Below are 16,792 nucleotides of genomic sequence, written 5' to 3'. Positions count from 1 at the left end.
AGCACGTCTCCCGGCGTACGGAGCGGGGCGGAGGCCCGGTGGCCGAGGGCGGGGTCCCTGTACCTGAAGGGAACTCCGGGAAAACAGGCGGCGGCTGTGACGGCGAACACAGGAGCCGCAGCGTGATCGTCTCGTAACATTGCCCCCATGTCGTCGAACGGGCAACCGGGAATCAGCACCGCCACCACGCCCGAGGCGCTGGCCCCCGAGACGGTGCCGCCTGCGGGCGGCCCGGGCGGGCCCGGCGGTCCGCGCGCAGGTGAGGGCGAGCGGCTGCGCTCGGTGCGGCTTGCGGGAGCGACGCTCACGGTGCGCTCGCGCGTGCCCGAGCGCGAGGGGCTGCCGCCCGCGGTCTTCGTGCACGGCCTGGGCGGTTCCTCGCAGAACTGGACCGCGCTCATGCGCGAGCTCGCCGCCGACGTCGACGGCGAGGCCGTCGACCTGCCGGGCTTCGGCGACTCCCCGCCGCCCGACGACGGGGACTACTCCGTGTCGGGGCACGCCCGCGCGGTGATCCGCCATCTGGAGGCCGCCGGCCGCGGGCCCGTGCACCTCGTGGGCAATTCGCTGGGCGGCGCCGTCTCCACCCGCGTCGCGGCCGTACGCCCCGATCTCGTGCGCAGCCTCACGCTGGTCTCGCCCGCGCTGCCGGAGCTGCGGGTGCAGCGCTCGGCGTGGCCGACCGCGCTGCTGGCGGTGCCCGGGGTGGGCGCCCTGTTCGGGCGGCTGACCAAGGACTGGCCGGCCGAGCGGCGCACCAGGGACGTGCTGGCGCTGTGTTACGGCGACCCCGCGCGGGTCACCCAGGAGGGCTTCGACGCCGCGGTGGAGGAGTACGAACGCAGGCTGCGGCTCCCGTATTTCTGGGACGCGCTGACGCGTTCGGCCCGCGGCATCGTGGACGCCTACACCATGGGCGGGCAGCACTCGCTGTGGCGGCAGGCCGAGCGCGTGCTCGCGCCGACGCTGCTGGTGTACGGCGGCCGCGACCGGCTGGTCGGCTTCCGCATGGCGCGGCGCGCCGCGGGCGCCTTCCGCGACTCCCGGCTCCTCTCGCTCCCCGAGGCGGGACACGTCGCGATGATGGAGTATCCGGACGTGGTGGCAGGGGCCTTTCGTGAACTGCTCGCGGATATCGGAGAATTGCCGCAGCATGACACGAGCCGGAACGGCGAACAGGAGCCGGCCGGGCTGCGGAAAGGGGCCTAGTCCTAGTGGGACGTCACAGCCGGAAGGGACGCGGGAACCCCCGCGACACCGCCGGGATACGCACGGCACACGGGGCGCCGCAACCGGAGTCGTACGGGGACGAACCGTACGGCTCTCCGTATGCCGAGCCGTACGACCCCGGGAGCGGGCACACCGGGCATGCCGGATACGACGCGCATGAGGAGGCGGCGGCGCGCGGGCGCCGCGGCCCCGGTGGGCGCGTATCCGGGCACGAGTACGGATATGGCCAGGCGACGCCGCCCGGCGGGATCCCGCAGGCCCGCGAGGCGGCGGACGCGCGCGAGGTGCGCGGCGGCCATCCCGAGCAGCGCGAGCCCGGCGGCGGCTGGGGCGCCCAGCCCTGGCGCGGCGGCGCCGGTGCCACGGCGGCAGGGCCCGTCGTAGGGGCGGTCGCGCCCGGCAGGCAGCAGGGCGGACCCCGGCAGGAGTATCTGGACGCCTTCGACGACGACGTGTTCGCGGCGGGGGCGCCGGGGCACAGGAGGCCGGGGCACGCGGAGGCGGCCGCGCCTGCCGCTGCGCCGGAGACCACCCAGGGCAGCGGTACGGGAGCGCCGCCGGCCGGCGAGGGGGCTCCGCCCGCCACGGAACCGGAAGGCGAACCGGAAGCGGCCGAGGCCCCCGAGGGCGACCGCCGCAGAGCGGGCGGCAAGGGGCGCACGATCACCGGCGTCGCGGCCGCCGCGGTCACCACCGTGCTCGCCGTGGTCATCGCCGGACATGTCGCCGACGGCCGGAAGAACGGCGCCGAGGACACGCGCACCGCGGCCGAGGGCGACCAGGCCGGGGGCGCGGGGCGGCACGAGGACGGCGCGGGCACGGCGCCGCGCAGCAAACCGCTCTCGTACGACGACAAGATGGCCAGGGCCTTCCCGGTCGGCAGGACGGCCGAGGGCTCGGGGGACTTCCGCACGGTCAGCGGGCACCAGAAGGGCCCCAAGGGGAAGCAGGTGCTCAAGTACCGCGTGGATGTCGAGAAGGGACTCGACCTCCAGGGCGGGCTGTTCGCGCAGGCGGTGCAGAAGACCCTGAACGACAAGCGCAGTTGGGCGCACGGCGGGGAGCGCAGCTTCGAGCGGGTCTCCTCGGGCAAGCCGGACTTCGTCATCACGCTGGCCAGCCCGAAGACCACGGACGTGTGGTGTGCGAAGTCGGGGCTGGACACCAGCGAGCAGAACGTCTCCTGCGATTCGGCCGCCACCGAGCGCGTCATGATCAACGGCTACCGGTGGGCCGAGGGCGCGGCGACGTACGGCAAGGACCGGATGCACCAGTACCGGCAGATGCTCATCAACCACGAGGTCGGGCACCGGCTCGGGCACAACCACGTGGGCTGCGCCAAGCAGGGCGAGCTCGCGCCGGTGATGATGCAGCAGACCAAGTACCTGTCCACGGACGGCAGGAAGTGCCGCCCCAACGCCTGGCCGTACCCCTAGGGCATACCCCTGGAAAGCGGCCGCGGGTGCCGTGATGGCACGCGAACGGCGGACCCTCCGGTAAGTCACGGGCGTTCACCCCTTCCGGTGGCGCGATGGACAACCGTCCACCGCGCACCGGGGGCGCGCATAGCGTCGTCTGCGTCACGCCACTGAACTTCTGTCAGTCGTACGGCAGTCGAGCACCGGCCGTACGGCGCGCAGTCCGACGGTCAGTGGCCCCATGCGGAGATCGATCGGGGGTGCGTCCGTGCGCATCGCACTGCTTACAGAGGGTGGTTACCCCTACGCGCGCGGTGAATCGGTGGTGTGGTGCGACCGTTTGCTGCGCGGCCTGGAGGGCCACGAGTTCGAGATCTACGCGCTCAGCCGAAGCGCGCGCCAGGAGGCCGGCGGCTGGTGCGAACTCCCGTCGCACGTCGGCCCCGTGCGCACCGCGCGGCTGTGGGGCGCCGACCCCGGTGCCACCGCGCCGGGCGGTCCGGCGGCGCTCGGGCGGCGGGCGCGGCGGCGCTTCGCCGAGTGCTTCGGGCAGCTCGCGCAGGCCGTGTGCACCCCGGACCCGGAGGAGGGCGCGCCCGCCGGAAAACACCTGGCGGACCGTTTCGCCACCGGTCTCTACGGGCTCGCCGAGCTCGCGGCCGAGTGCCGCGGCGGCCTCGCCGCAGCGCTCCGCTCCGAACAGGCCCTGCGCATCCTGGAGTCCGCCTGCCGCGAGCCGGGCGCGCTCCGCGCCGCGCACGGGGCCAGGGTGACCGACCTGCTCGCGGTCGCCGAGCGGCTGGAGCGCGCGCTGCGCCCGCTCTCCCTCGACTGGTACAGGGGCGAGGGCGCCGCCGCCGACGGGTCCTCCTCCGCTGACGGCGCCGGGGTGTCCGAAACCGGCGCCGCATCTTGGACAGGGGGCCTGGCCTCGGCCGATCTGTGCCATGTGGTCGGCAGCGGCGCCGCCGCGCTGCCCGGGCTGCTGGCCAAGCGGCTGCACGGGACGCCGCTGCTGGTCACGGAGTACACCGTGCGGCTGCGCGAGCACTATCTCGCGGGGGCGGCCGACGCGGTGGCGCCCGCGGCCGCCCGCGCTCCGGTCCGCGCGCTGCTCGCCTCGTTCCAGGGGCGGCTGGCCCGGGAGACGTACCGCCAGGCGCAGTTGATCACCCCCGGCAGCACCCACGTACGGCGCTGGCAGGAGCGGTGCGGGGCGCGGCGCGAGCAACTGCGCACCGTCTACCCGGGGATGGACGCCGCCCCTTTCGCCGAGGCGGGCGAGCGCGCGGGGGAGGAACCCGCGCGGGAGGCGGGGCACTCGCCGCCGACTCTGGTGTGGGTGGGGCGGGTTGAGCCCGCGAAGGACCTGATCGCGCTGCTCCACGCGTTCGCCAGGGTGCGCGAGCGTGTGCCGGGCGCGCGGCTGCGGCTCGTGCGGAACGCCCCCGGGAGAGGCCAGGACGCCGAGGCGTACGCGGCGCACTGCCGCGCGCTGGCCGCGCAGCTCTTCCCCGACGAGGCGGCCGGGCCGCACGCGGTGGGCGAGTGCCCGGTCTCCTTCGAGGAGGCGGGCAGCCCCGAGGCGCCGACCGTGGCCGAGGCGTACGCGGACGCCTCCGTGGTCGTGCTCTCCAGCGTCGTGGAGGGCTTCCCCGTGCCGCTCGCCGAGGCGATGCTCTGCGGCAGCGCGACGGTGTCCACCGACGCGGGTGCGGTGTGCGAGGTCATCGGCGGCACCGGTCTTGTGGTGCCCGCGCGCAATCCGCGCGCGCTCGCCGACGCGTGCGTGGCGCTGCTGCGCGACCCGGAGCGGCGGGCCCGGCTGGGCGCCGCGGCACGGGCCCGCGCTCTCGAGCTCTTCACCGTCGAGCAGAACATCGCGGCATTTCACGGCATCTACCTGGAGCTGATGTCGCACCACCCGGTCCGGCACGGCCGAGCCCCGCTGGACGGCGCCGGGGGAGCGCTGCCCTTCGCGCGTCCCGCCGAGTCCCATGTGCCCGGCCGCTGGGTGGGCACGGGCCAGGAGCGGTCCGAGGCGGCCGGGCGCCGCGCGGGCGGGCGACTCAGCGGCCTGTTCCCCGGGGTGCGCCGTCGCGGACACGAGCCGGAGGGCGGGCCGCGGGAGACGGGCCCGCCCGGTGCGGAGGGGGAGCGCCGCGACCCGGTGGCCGTCGGCGCCGGACCCGGCACCCCCGGAGAGGAGGAGCGGGCATGAGCGCTGAGCGTGAGGACGGCGTACGTGACGATGGCGTACGCAACGACGGCGTACGCGCAGGTGGCGAGGGCGTGAGCGGCGACCGCGCGGCCGAGGGCGGCGTGTTCGGTGACGGCGCGGCCGAGGCGGCCGCGCTGCATGTGCCGCTGCCGCCCGAGGTGCCGATGCCGGCCGTACGCCGCCAAGGGAGCGCGCACGCACCGGAGTTCGCCGCGCGCGACGTCCCGGGCCCCGGCACCGCGGGGGAGCCGGGGCGGCGCGAGGGCGAGGACCCCGGGTGGCCGGGCGCCGCCTGGCGGAGCGGCACGGCCGATCCCGTACGGGGGCTGCTGCACCGGCACAGGGAGCTGTGCGAGCGCGCGGTCGACCCGCTGGAGATCGCGGCAGGGCTGGAGGCGCACGGCGTGACCGACAGGACCGCCGCGCGGTATCGGCACCGCGATGTCTTCGGCCTCGCCGAGGAGTTGTACGCGCGCGTGCCCCGCGCAGACGCGGGCGAGGACGAGGCCCCGGCCCCGCACGCCGCGCACGAGGAGGCCCCGGTGCCCGCAGGCGACCGGCTCGCGCGGCTGCTGGTGCCCCTGCTGCCCGCCGCCCTGTGCGCCGCTGTGCTGCTCGCGCTCTCCGCGCTGGCCCAAGCGCCGGGCCCCCCTTCCCTGCTGCGGCCCGCCGTCGCGGCGGCCGGCGCGGCGGCGGTCGGCGCGGCCGCGCGGCTGGCCGTCGTGCGCCTCGTGCTCCCGCGCGGCGCGGGCAGCCGCACGCAGGTGCTCGTCGCGTGCTGGCTCTGCGGCATCGGGCTGCTCGGCGCCGCCGGCCCCGGTGAAGGCGCGGCCGGCGCGCGGGAGTTGGCGCTCGGGCTGGCCTGCGGGGTGGCGCCCGCGGTGTGGAGCGCGCGCTGGTTCTCCGTGCGGGCGCGGCGGGCTCTGCACGAGAGCCGCGGGCTCGGGGAGTTCGCCGCCGGTGTGCGGCCGCTGTTCGCCGCGGCGCTGGCCTTGTTCGCGCTCGCGCTGGCCGGGGCGCAGGCCGTGGCCAGGCCCGCCGTCCATGTGCTCGGCGCCGGGGCGCCGTTGGCCCCGCTGCCGGTGCTCGGCGGCACGGCGCTCGGCGTGCTGCTCTACCTCGCGCTGCTGCTCGCGGCGCACGGCTACCGCAGGGCCGCGGCCTGGGGCATCGGCGCCGCGGGCGCGGCCGAGGCGGTGGCGCTGGCCGCGGGGCTCGCGGTCCCGGCGCACGCGCTGCCCGGCGGCGGTTCCCCGGTGCCCGCGCTGGTGCCCGCCGTGGTGTGCGGCGGCGCGGCGGCCGTGCTGCTGACGTACGCGTTCCGTGCTCTCGCCCGCGCCTCGGCGCACCGGCCCCGGGCGGCCGGATGAGGCCGCGGCACGTGGCGTGAACCCCTGCGTGCCCCGCGCACCATCCGTACCGCTCACACCCCACGTACTTCACGTCCCGCACGTACCCCACGTCCTGAACGCACCCCATTCCCCGCACGCACGCCGTGCACCCCGCGAACCCCTCGCACCTCAGGAATCCGTGCACCTCACGTACCCGTGCACTTCGAGAAGGAGCAACACCCGATGACCACCACACAGCAGCCACGGCCGGCCCGGCCGGTCACACCGCCGGAGGCAGGGGCACGGGCGGCGGGCAGCCGCCGCACCGTTCCGGTCGGGGAGGAGGCGCGATGAGGGTGCTGCTGCTCGGTGCCAGCGGATATCTGGGGCGCTTCGTCGCCGACCGGCTGCTGGCCGACCCCGCCGTCCAGCTCACCGCGCTGGGCCGGAGTGACGACTCCGACGTCAGGTTCGACCTGTCCTCGGGCAGCCCCGGGGCGCTGACCCGCTTCCTGGACGCGGTGCACCCCGGGGTGGTGATCAACTGCGCGGGCGCCATCCGCGGTTCGGCCCGCGATCTGACCCGGCACAACACCGTGTCGACGGCCACCGTCTGCGAGTCGCTCCGGCGCAGCGGGTGCGGGGCGCGGCTGGTGCACATCGGCTGCGCCGCGGAGTACGGACCTTCGCCGGCCGGCTCCTCCACCAGCGAGGACGCCGTGCCGCGGCCCGGGGGCCCGTACGGCGTGAGCAAGCTCGCCGCGACCGAGCTGGTGCTGTCCTCGGGGCTCGACGCCGTGGTGCTGCGGGTGTTCTCGCCGGCCGGGCCCGGCACTCCCGCCGGGTCCCCGCTCGGGCGGCTGGCCGAGGCGATGCGCCGCGCGATGCAGCAGGGCGACCACGAGCTGAAGCTCGGAGGGCTGGGCGTGCAGCGGGACTTCGTGGACGTACGGGATGTGGCGCGGGCCGTGCACGCCGCCTCGCTCTCCGCCGCGCAGGGCGTGGTCAACATCGGCACGGGGCGCGCCGTGCGGCTGCGTGACGCGGCCGGTGTGCTGGCGCGCGCGGCCGGATACACCGGCGCCGTCCACGAGATGGACCCGCACCACCAGGTGCCGCAGCCCGCGCACGGGCCCGGCGGCGCACCGGCGCCCCCGCCCCAGCAGCCGTATCCGGACGGCTGCGGCAACTGGCAGCAGGCGGACGTCCGCACGGCACGCGACCGGCTCGGCTGGCGGCCCCGCATCGGCCTGGAGGAGTCGCTCGCCGACATCTGGATGGAGGCGGCATGCCGCATCTGACGAGGCCGGGCGACCCGCGGCAGCGCCCGGGCAGCGCCGTGCGCCGCCTCGGCATGGGGGCGCCGGGCTGCGCCCACCCGATGCTCGCGCCCGGCGAATGGGGCGAACTCGCCCGCCCCGGCGTCCCGTTGGACTGGGCCGTGCTGGACATCGCGGGCGGCGGACCCGGCAGCCGCCCCGATCCGTACTGGCTCCAGGCGGCGGCCGCGCTGCACGAGGCGGGCACCGGCGTCCTCGGCTGTCTCGACATGTGGGACGGTACGCGGACATTCGGCGAACTGATCTCGGACGCGCACCGCCACCTCGACTGGTACCGCGTGGACGGCTTCTATCTGGACCGCTGCCCCGGGGACCTCGGGCGCATCACCGAGACGAACAGGGTGGCCTCGACACTGCGCGCGCTGAGTGCCGAGGGTCACATCGTGCTCGGTCACGGCGCCCACCCCGACCCCGCATACGCCGAGGTGGGAGACCAGTTGGTGACCTTCAACGGGTCCTGGTCGGAGTACCGCTGGGCGCAGGTGGAGGAGTGGACGGCCGACCATCCGCCCTGGCGCTTCTGCCACTTGGTGCACGGGCTGCCCGGCACGCACCTCGACGAGGCGCTGCGGCTGGCGCGCTGGCAGGGCGCGGGGACGGTGTGGTTCACCGACAGGACGGCGCGCTCCGACCAGAGCCCCTGGGAGATCCTGCCCGGCTACTGGGACGACCTCGTCTCGCGTCTCGGACCTGGTGTCTCGGAATGAAGGAGCGCGTGGCAGTGTTACGAGCAGAACGACCGTACTTCCACCGACCATCGGAGACTCCGTGTCGCTGCCACCCCTGGTCGAGCCGGCTTCCGAGCTCACCGTCGACGAGGTCCGCAGGTACTCCCGCCACCTGATCATCCCGGACGTCGGGATGGACGGGCAGAAGCGGCTGAAGAACGCCAAGGTGCTCGCCGTGGGTGCCGGCGGCCTGGGCTCGCCCGCGCTGATGTACATGGCCGCGGCGGGCGTGGGAACCCTCGGCATCGTCGAGTTCGACGAGGTCGACGAGTCGAATCTGCAGCGCCAGATCATCCACAGCCAGGCCGACATCGGCCGCCCGAAGGCCGAGTCCGCGAAGGACACGATCCTCGGCATCAACCCGTACACGCAGGTGAACATCCACGAGGAGCGTCTCGACTCCTCGAACGTGATGGACATCTTCGCCGAGTACGACCTGATCGTGGACGGCACCGACAACTTCGCCACCCGCTATCTGGTCAACGACGCCTGCGTGCTGCTCAACAAGCCGTACGTCTGGGGCTCGATCTACCGCTTCGACGGGCAGGCCTCGGTGTTCTGGAGCGAGCACGGTCCGTGCTACCGCTGCCTGTACCCCGAGCCCCCGCCGCCCGGCATGGTGCCGAGCTGCGCGGAGGGCGGCGTGCTCGGCGTGCTGTGCGCTTCGATCGGCTCGATCCAGGTGAACGAGGCACTCAAGCTGCTGGCCGGCTTCGGCGAGCCGCTGGTCGGCCGCCTGATGATCTACGACGCGCTGGAGATGAGCTACCGCACGGTGAAGGTCCGCAAGGACCCCGACTGCGCGGTCTGCGGCCCGAACGCGACGGTCACCGAGCTCATCGACTACGAGGCGTTCTGCGGCGTCGTCTCCGACGAGGCGCAGGCGGCCGCGGCCGACTCGACGATCACTCCCAAGCAGCTCAAGGAGTGGATCGACGAGGGCGAGAACATCGAGATCATCGACGTCCGCGAGCAGAACGAGTACGAGATCGTCTCGATCCCCGGCGCCAAGCTGATCCCGAAGAACGAGTTCCTCATGGGCAACGCGCTCCAGGACCTGCCGCAGGACAAGAAGATCGTCCTGCACTGCAAGTCGGGCCAGCGCTCCGCCGAGGTCCTCGCCGCCGTGAAGAGCGCGGGCTTCTCCAACGCCGTGCACGTCGGCGGCGGCGTCATCGGCTGGGTCAACCAGATCGAGCCGGACAAGCCGGTCTACTGACCAGCCTCACGCCGTACGCAGAAACGGCCCGCTCCCTCGCTGGGAGCGGGCCGTTCGCGTGTGTGCCACGCGCGACGGAGCGCCGGAGCTAGAGCGACCCCCGCTTCGTGAGGGCGGTGAAGGAGAACCAGCCGGGCAGCACCGGCAGCCACAGCGTCATCAGCCGGAACAGCAGCACCGCAGGCGTGGCCACCTCCTTCGGCACCCCGAAGGCGATCAGACCCGCGATCAGCGCGGTCTCCACGGCGCCCAGGCCGCCCGGCGTCGGCGCCGCCGAGCCCAGCGCGTTGCCCGCGAGGAACACCACGGCGAGGCTCGCGTAGCTGGCCGCCTCGTACCCGGTCTGCCCGAAGGCGCGGACGCAGGAGTCCAGGCAGAGCACGAACAGCAGGGTCAGCAGGAGCTGCCCGCCGATGCCGATGAGCAGCTTCTGCGGGCGCTGCACCACGTCCAGCATCCGCGGCACCACGCCGGCGAACAGCGACCGCAGCCGCGAGGAGGCGAACCGCCGCAGCCCCGGCACCGCCGTCACGATCAGCACCAGCACCGCGGCCGTCAGCAGCCCCGCGATCACCGTGCGGGACGGCGACAGGGTCGGTGTGTGCTCGGTCCCGGTCAGATAGCCGAAGAAGAGCAGCAGCAGGATGTGGCTGCCCAGGCCGAAGAGCTGGGACGCTCCGACGCTGGCCACCGCGTGCCCGGGGCGCACCCCCTGGCGCTGCAGGAAGCGGGTGTTGAGCGCCACGCCGCCGACCGCGGCGGGCGCCACCAGCTTCACGAAGGACCCCGCGACCTGCGCCACGACGGTCCGTACGAAGGGGACCTTCTCCGGCACGAAGCCGAGCAGCGACATCGCCGCGGCGACATAGGTGAGCGCGGAGAAGAGCACGGCGCTGCCGACCCACGCCCAGTTGGCCTCCACGACCTTGCTGAGGGGGACCGCGCTGAGCTGGGTGAGCAGGAAGTACGCGGCGAGGGCGCCCGCGATGAAGCTGACCAGGGTGCGCGGCCTGATCCGCTCCAGACGGGCCGGTTCTATCGGCGCCTGGGGTCTGATACGCAGCACCTGCTGGCGGATCTGGACCAGGAGGTCCTCCTCCCTGGCCTCCTCCAGCGCCTCGTCGATGGCCCGCTTCTCCGCCGACTTCTCCGCCCGCAGCGCCTTGCGGTCGATGGGCTTGCCCTCGATGGTCCTGCCCTCGGCGTGCTGGGCCTCGCGCGCCTGCTTGTCGGCGCGGGAGGCCTCCAGCACCGCCTCGCGCTCGCGCTGCGCCCGCTCCTTCGCCAGCTTCCGCAGCGAGAAGCGGGTGCTGCGGCTCAGCGCGATGGGCTGGAGCAGCGGCAGGGAGTCGGCGACCGCGTCGGGACCGAGCACGTCAACGGCGGCCGCGACCGCGCGCTCGGCGCCGACCCGCAGCCCGAAGGTGGTCATGAGCTGGGCCACGTCCATGCGCAGCACCAGGTCGCCCGCCGCGATCTCGCCGCCGCGCAGATCCGTGAGGTAGACGCTGCCGGAACGATCCACCAGGAGCGCGTCGCCGACCAGCCTCCGGTGGGCGATCCGCCGCGACTGGAGCGCCTCCACCTGCTGCCAGGAGGCGCGCATCAGCTCGTCGGTGATCTCCTCGTCCGGTACGGAGTCCAGCGAGGCGGCCTCGATGTGCTCGTACACCAGCATCACCGCGTCGGGGCCCAGCTCCGAGGTGGCGATCAGCTTGGGCGCGTTCGCCCCGGCCGCGATCGCCGCGTAGGCGAGCAGGGCCTCCTGCTCCAGCGCCTGCCGCAGCGTCTGGAGGCTGCGCCGCTGGGTGATGCCGCGCAGGGTGAGGCGGCGCCAGAGCCGGTAGAAGAAGCCCTGCGCCTGCTGTTCGCGGTCCACGACGGTGACGTCGATGGGCGGGCCGTCCTCCAGCGTGACCCGGTAGCGGCGGCCGGCCTCCCGGTAGCCCGGGTCGCGCTTGTCGGTGCGGCTGGGCTCGGGCTCCTCGACGCGTACGGCGGCGACCGGCGAGAAGCCCACGTGCCGCAGCCCTGCCAGCAGGGTCTGGCCCGTGGGGCGGACGTTGGGGGTGCCGACCGTGTAGAGCGTGGCGTACGCGACCGTCCAGCCGATCAGCAGCGTGACCACGATGGAGAACGGCGTGGAGTAGCCGGGGATCAGTACGGCGAACGCGTTCAGCAGCAGCACCGCCCACAGCAGCACGCGCCAGCGCGGTCTGCGGGCCATGCCGACGGCCGTCATGTAGGCGAAGACGGGCGCCAGATAGCTGTGCACGGGGGTGGTCAGATCGGTGTCGGTGATCTGCTTCGTGAGCGCGTCCCGCACCGAGCCGGGGGCCGCCTCGGCGACCCACAGATCGGTGGCCAGCGACGCGCCGTGGGCCAGCACGGCGGCCAGCACCCCGTCCGCGATGCGCAGCCCGTCCCGCTTGATCAGCCGCTCGATGGCGAAGGCCACGGGCACGAGCAGCACCGCGATGCTGGAGGCCAGCCCGGTGAGGCTGATCAGCAGCGGGGGCGCCTGCTGGGTGCCCTTGTTGATGTCGTCTTCCAGCCCCGCCGTGGTGTTGTGCGCGAAGTTCGCGATCACGATCACGATCGTGATGCCGAGCAGCCCGAGGACGGTGCGCAGCAGGTCGGACGGGCGGTGCACCCGCGCGGCCAGCAGCGGCTCGTCGCTCTCGATCCGCTCGTCGGGCCGTTCCCCGACGCGGTCCTCGATGCGCCCGTCCTCGGTGAGCGCCTCGTCCGGCACGGTCTCCTCCGGCACGGCCCCTCCGGGTCGGGTCTTCTGCGGTACGGCGTCCTCCCCGGGTACGGCGGTGTTCCCCCCGGGCACGGCGTCACTCTCCCCGTGCGCGGCGCCGGCGTCCTCGCGTGCGCGGTCGCCGGTCACCGGGGCAGCCCCGTGCGCGGCAGAGGGTTCCTCCTCGTGAGGCCGTTCATGCTGCCGCCGCCCGGTCGTCGTTCCGTCTTGGTCTCGTATCACTCGTCACCGCCCGGAAGATGGTGGCACGAGGGGGTGGCACATGGGGGCACGAGGGGGCATTCCGGAGCCACCCCATATCCGGCATACCAGGAGAAGAACGGTTCGGCTCCGCCCCGAGCGGAACCGCGTTGTCGGTGGCGTGCGGCACGATGGCCCGCATGCAGGGGAACAGTTCCGAGGGGCCCGCAGGCCCCGCCGAGTCCGGGGCCGGATCCGGATCCACGGCACCTCCCGAGGCGCCGGAGATCCCGGAGTACGCGGAGCGGGTGCTCGATCTCACGGAGCGCATCCCGCCGGGGTGCGTGATGACGTACGGGGACATAGCGGAGTTCCTGGAAGAAGGAGGACCCCGCCAGGTCGGCCGCGTGATGGCGCTCTGGGGCGGCGCCGTGCCCTGGTGGCGCGTGGTGCGCGCTGACGGGCGGCTGCTCCCGGGCGGCGAGCTCCGCGCCCTGGAGCACTACCGCGAGGAGGGCACCCCGCTCCGCGAGGCCCCCGGCGCCTCCGACGGGCACATACCGCGGCTCGACATGCGCCGTGCCAGGTGGGACGGGGAGGGCGGCTGACCACCTGCTGCGGCTGAACACGCCTACCACCTTCCGCCACGGCCGCGCGCCCCATGCGTGCAGCCGTCCGTACGGAGTACAGGAGGAACGCACTGCGTCCCGTGAGACGGCTGGCGTAGCGTCGGGAGCCGCACACCACCCCCGCAGCACCCGCAGCACCGAACCTCCCCCGAGGCGATCACCGTGAGCTCCTCCGACCTGTCCGATGCGCGTCCGCCGTCGCCCGCCCCGGGTGCGGCCGGCGCGTACCGGCTGGTGCGCACTCCTCCGGAGCCTGCGGGCCCCCCTGCCTTGGACGCACGGCAGCGCGCGGTGGTTGACCACGGGCGCGGACCGCTGCTGGTCCTCGCAGGTCCGGGCACGGGCAAGACCACCACGCTCGTCGAGGCCGTCGCCGAGCGGGTGCGCGGCGGCACGGACCCCGAGCGGATCCTGGTGCTCACCTTCAGCCGCAAGGCAGCGGTGGAGCTGCGCGACAGGATGGCCGCGCGGCTCGGGGGCGCGGGTGAGGGACCGGGTGCGAGCGCGCCGCAGGCCACCACCTTCCACTCGTACTGCTACGCGCTGCTGCGCGCGCACCAGGACGCCGAGCTGTTCGCCGAGCCCCTGCGGCTGCTGACGGGCCCCGAGCAGGACCTGTACGTACGCGAACTCCTCGAAGGCGAGCTGGAGCTGGAGGCGGAGGGCCGCGGCCGGGTGGAGTGGCCCGACGAGCTGCGCTCCTGCCTGACCACCCGCGGCTTCGCCGACGAGATGCGCGCGGTGGTCGCGCGCAGCAGGGAGCTGGGGCTGGGCCCCGCCGAGGTCGGCACGTTCGCGCGGCGCACCGGGCGGCCCGACTGGCGCGCGGCGGCGGCCTTCCTCGCGGAGTACCTGGACGTGATGGACGCGCAGGGCGTCCTCGACTACGCGGAGCTGGTGCACCGCGCGGTCCTGCTCGCCGAGCGCGAGGAGGTGGCCGCCGAGCTGCGGGACGCCTATGACGTGGTGTTCGTCGACGAATACCAGGACACCGACCCCGCGCAGGTCAGGCTGCTCCAGCAGATCGCGGGACAGGGTCGCACCCTGGTGGCCTTCGGCGACCCGGACCAGTCCATCTACGCGTTCCGGGGCGCCGATGTGAACGGCATCCTCGACTTCCCGCACGCCTTCCCGCGTACGGACGGCTCGCCCGCTCCGGTCGAGGTGCTGGGCACGAGCCGCCGCTCCGGCGACCGGCTGCTGGCCGCCACCCGCGAGCTGGCCCGCAGGCTGCCCGCGCCGCGGCTGCCCGCCGAGGCCGTACGGGCGCACCGCGCGCTCACCCCGGTGCGGGAGGGCGGCGCCGTGGAGGTGTGCACGTACCCGACCGCCGGCGCCGAGCTGGACAACATCGCCGACATCCTGCGCCGCGCCCACCTGGAGGACGGCGTCCCCTGGGGCGAGATGGCGGTGCTGGTGCGCGCGGGCGGCCGCAGCATCCCCGCGGTGCGGCGCGCGCTCACCTCGGCCGGGGTCCCGCTCGACGTGGACGGCGCCGACGTGCCGCTGCGCCAGGAGCCCGCGGTCGCCCCGCTGCTGACGGCACTGCGCGCGGTGGCCCGCAGCGTGGTGGAGGCGCGCGGTACGAGGGAGAGCGCGGAGGGCGACGAGGACGAGGCCGGCACCGGTCAGGCGCGGAGCGGCGAGGAGGACGCGGACGCGGAGGGCTCCGAGTCCGCGCAGACCTCCGAGGCCCCCGCCCCCTGGCTCGACACCGACACAGCCCTCACCCTCCTCTCCTCGCCGCTCGGCGGCATGGACGCCGCCGACCTGCGGAAACTGGGGCGGGCGCTGCGCGAGGAGGAGCGCGCCGCGGGCGAGAACGTGCCGCGGCCCTCCGACGACCTGCTCGCCGAGGCGCTCGCGGAGCCCGAGCGCCTGGTGGCGCACGACCCCGCGTACGCGCACGGCGCCCAGCGGCTCGGCCTGCTGCTCCGCAAGGCACGCGAACTCCTGGCCGGCGGCGGTACGGCGGAGGAGGCGCTGTGGCAGCTCTGGGACGGCACGCCCTGGCCGCAGCGGCTGGAGCGCGCGGCCCTGCGAGGCGGCCCCGGAGGCCGCAACGCGGACCGCGACCTGGACGCGGTGTGCGCCCTGTTCGCGGTGGCGGCCCGCGCCGAGGAGCGCAGCGGCGGCCGCGGCGCCCTCAACTTCCTCGAAGAGCTGGACGCGCAGGACATCGCGGCCGACACCCTGGCGGGCCGCGCCGTGCGCCAGGACGCCGTGCGGCTGATGACGGCGCACCGCTCCAAGGGACTGGAGTGGCGGCTCGTCGTGGTGGCGGGGGTGCAGGAGGGGCTCTGGCCCGACCTGCGGCGACGGGGCTCGCTGCTGGAGGCCGACAGGATCGGCAGGGACGGGCTCGCCGAACCGCTGCCGCCCGGCGCCCTGCTGGCCGAGGAGCGCCGGCTGTTCTACGTGGCGGCCACCCGGGCCAGGGAGCGCCTGGTGGTCACCGCCGTCCAGGCACCGGCCGACGATGGCGACCAGCCCTCGCGCTTCCTCGGCGAACTCGGCGTGGAGCAGCGCACGGTGACCAGCCGCCCCCGGCGCCCGCTGGCGGTGGCCGCGCTGGTGGCGGAGCTGCGCGCGACGACCGTCGACCCGGCGGCCTCGCCCGCGCTGCGGGACGCGGCGGCCCGCAGGCTCGCGCGGCTCGCGGGGCTGCGCGACGAGGAGGGCCACCCGCTCGTGCCGGCCGCGCACCCGCACCGCTGGTGGGGGCTGCACGAGCAGACCAGGTCCGAAGTGCCGCTGCGCGACCGGGAGTCGCCGGTCAGGCTGTCGGGCAGCGCGCTGGAGCAGCTCGCCACGACCTGCTCGCTCCAGTGGTTCCTGGGGCGCGAGGTGAAGGCGGACAGCCCGGCAACGGCGGCACAGGGGTTCGGCAACGTCCTCCACGTACTCGCCGACGAGGTCGCCTCCGGCGGCACGCCGGCCGACCTCGCCGTGCTGATGGAGCGGCTCGACACGGTGTGGGACGGGCTGGCCTTCGACGCGCCGTGGAAGTCCCGGCAGGAGAAGCGGGAGGCGCGGGACGCGCTGGAGCGGTTCCTGCGCTGGCACGTCATGGAGCGCGGCGAGGGCCGCGAAGTGGCGGGCAGCGAGCACGAGTTCGACGTGACGCTGAAGGCCGGGGAGTACGAGATCCGGATCCGCGGCAGCATGGACCGGGTCGAGCGGGACGCCGAGGGCCGCGCGTACGTCGTCGACTTCAAGACCGGGAAGTCCTCCAAGCCCACGGCGCGCGAGGTCGAGCAGCACCCCCAGCTCGCGGTGTACCAGCTCGCCGTGCGCGCCGGCGCCGCCGACGGGCTGTTCGGCGGCCGCACCCCGGAGCCCGGCGGCGCCGAGCTGGTGCACCTGCGTCAGGGCGCACCCGTACGGGACGGCGGCGACACGCTGCCCGCCGTGCAGCGCCAGGACCCCCTGGGGGACCCCGACTCGGCGGGGGCGACGGAGTCCGCGGGGGAACCGGGGGACCCCGAGGGCGCGTCAGGGACCGGTGAATGGATCGGTGATCTTCTGGCCCGCGCAGCGGGCCGGGTGCTGGACGAGCGGTTCACGCCGACGCCGGGACAGCACTGCACGCACTGCGCCTTCCGCGGCGCGTGCTCGGCCAGGCCCGAGGGCCGCCAGATCGTCGAATAGGGCGCGTTCCCTTAAGGGGAGGGCGTCTCCGTACGTACGGAAACGGGGAGAACGTTGGTGCAGAAGGAGTCCCGGAGG

The 16,792-nt window shown here is 74.7% G+C and carries 10 protein-coding genes; 9 read left to right on the top strand and 1 reads right to left on the bottom strand.

From position 1 onward, the window contains the following. The first annotated feature begins 147 nt into the window (after positions 1–147). From ABEE00_RS23130 to moeZ, 7 genes are all read left to right on the top strand, one after another. On the top strand, positions 148–1,209 hold the full coding sequence (locus ABEE00_RS23130; RefSeq protein ID WP_345747541.1) for an alpha/beta fold hydrolase: 1,062 nt from the start codon (positions 148–150) through the stop codon (positions 1,207–1,209). Positions 1,210–1,214: 5 nt separating this feature from the next. Next, entirely contained in the window at positions 1,215–2,666 is a 1,452-nt protein-coding gene (locus ABEE00_RS23125) for a DUF3152 domain-containing protein (RefSeq protein WP_345747540.1), read from the top strand. Between the two features lie 250 nt (positions 2,667–2,916). After that, positions 2,917–4,869 (top strand): DUF3492 domain-containing protein, encoded by a 1,953-nt coding sequence (locus ABEE00_RS23120; RefSeq protein WP_345747539.1) that lies wholly within the window; start codon positions 2,917–2,919, stop codon positions 4,867–4,869. After that, positions 4,866–6,239 (top strand): hypothetical protein, encoded by a 1,374-nt coding sequence (locus ABEE00_RS23115; RefSeq protein ID WP_345747538.1) that lies wholly within the window; start codon positions 4,866–4,868, stop codon positions 6,237–6,239. Before ABEE00_RS23120 ends, ABEE00_RS23115 begins: the two co-directional genes overlap by 4 nt. A gap of 311 nt (positions 6,240–6,550) precedes the next feature. Then, positions 6,551–7,501 (top strand): NAD-dependent epimerase/dehydratase family protein, encoded by a 951-nt coding sequence (locus ABEE00_RS23110; protein ID WP_345747537.1) that lies wholly within the window; start codon positions 6,551–6,553, stop codon positions 7,499–7,501. After that, on the top strand, positions 7,489–8,247 hold the full coding sequence (locus ABEE00_RS23105; protein ID WP_345747536.1) for a spherulation-specific family 4 protein: 759 nt from the start codon (positions 7,489–7,491) through the stop codon (positions 8,245–8,247). The genes ABEE00_RS23110 and ABEE00_RS23105 overlap by 13 nt, the downstream gene beginning before the upstream one ends. Before the next feature lie 61 nt (positions 8,248–8,308). Next, positions 8,309–9,487: an adenylyltransferase/sulfurtransferase MoeZ gene (gene moeZ / locus ABEE00_RS23100; protein ID WP_345747535.1), complete on the top strand. Its 1,179-nt coding sequence runs from the start codon at positions 8,309–8,311 to the stop codon at positions 9,485–9,487. Between the two features lie 88 nt (positions 9,488–9,575). On the opposite strand, the gene ABEE00_RS23095 is transcribed toward moeZ, so the two are convergent. Beyond that, complete coding sequence (locus ABEE00_RS23095) at positions 9,576–12,476, bottom strand: flippase-like domain-containing protein (protein ID WP_345747534.1); 2,901 nt, start codon at positions 12,474–12,476, stop codon at positions 9,576–9,578. 158 nt (positions 12,477–12,634) lie between these two features. Here ABEE00_RS23095 and ABEE00_RS23090 point away from each other — a divergent pair, with 158 nt between their 5' ends. Both ABEE00_RS23090 and ABEE00_RS23085 read left to right on the top strand, forming a co-directional pair. Continuing rightward, positions 12,635–13,042, top strand: a complete 408-nt coding sequence (locus ABEE00_RS23090) for an MGMT family protein (protein WP_451918647.1) — start codon at positions 12,635–12,637, stop codon at positions 13,040–13,042. A 183-nt stretch (positions 13,043–13,225) separates the two neighbouring features. Then, positions 13,226–16,714: an ATP-dependent helicase gene (locus tag ABEE00_RS23085; protein ID WP_345747532.1), complete on the top strand. Its 3,489-nt coding sequence runs from the start codon at positions 13,226–13,228 to the stop codon at positions 16,712–16,714. Positions 16,715–16,792: the final 78 nt, after the last annotated feature.

The sequence above is a fragment of the Streptomyces odontomachicola genome (assembly GCF_039605595.1).
Classification (GTDB): Bacteria; Actinomycetota; Actinomycetes; order Streptomycetales; family Streptomycetaceae; genus Streptomyces.
Note: the sequence above shows the minus strand (reverse complement) of the source record. Positions and strands in the feature narration are given on the sequence as shown.

Bases quoted from the DNA above. Each gene is read 5' to 3' on its own strand.
- ABEE00_RS23130 (WP_345747541.1), top strand. From the start codon at position 148: ATGTCGTCGAACGGGCAACCGGGAATCAGCACCGCCACCACGCCCGAG.
- ABEE00_RS23115 (WP_345747538.1), top strand. From the start codon at position 4,866: ATGAGCGCTGAGCGTGAGGACGGCGTACGTGACGATGGCGTACGCAAC.
- ABEE00_RS23110 (WP_345747537.1), top strand. From the start codon at position 6,551: ATGAGGGTGCTGCTGCTCGGTGCCAGCGGATATCTGGGGCGCTTCGTC.
- ABEE00_RS23105 (WP_345747536.1), top strand. From the start codon at position 7,489: ATGCCGCATCTGACGAGGCCGGGCGACCCGCGGCAGCGCCCGGGCAGC.
- ABEE00_RS23090 (WP_451918647.1), top strand. From the start codon at position 12,635: ATGCAGGGGAACAGTTCCGAGGGGCCCGCAGGCCCCGCCGAGTCCGGG.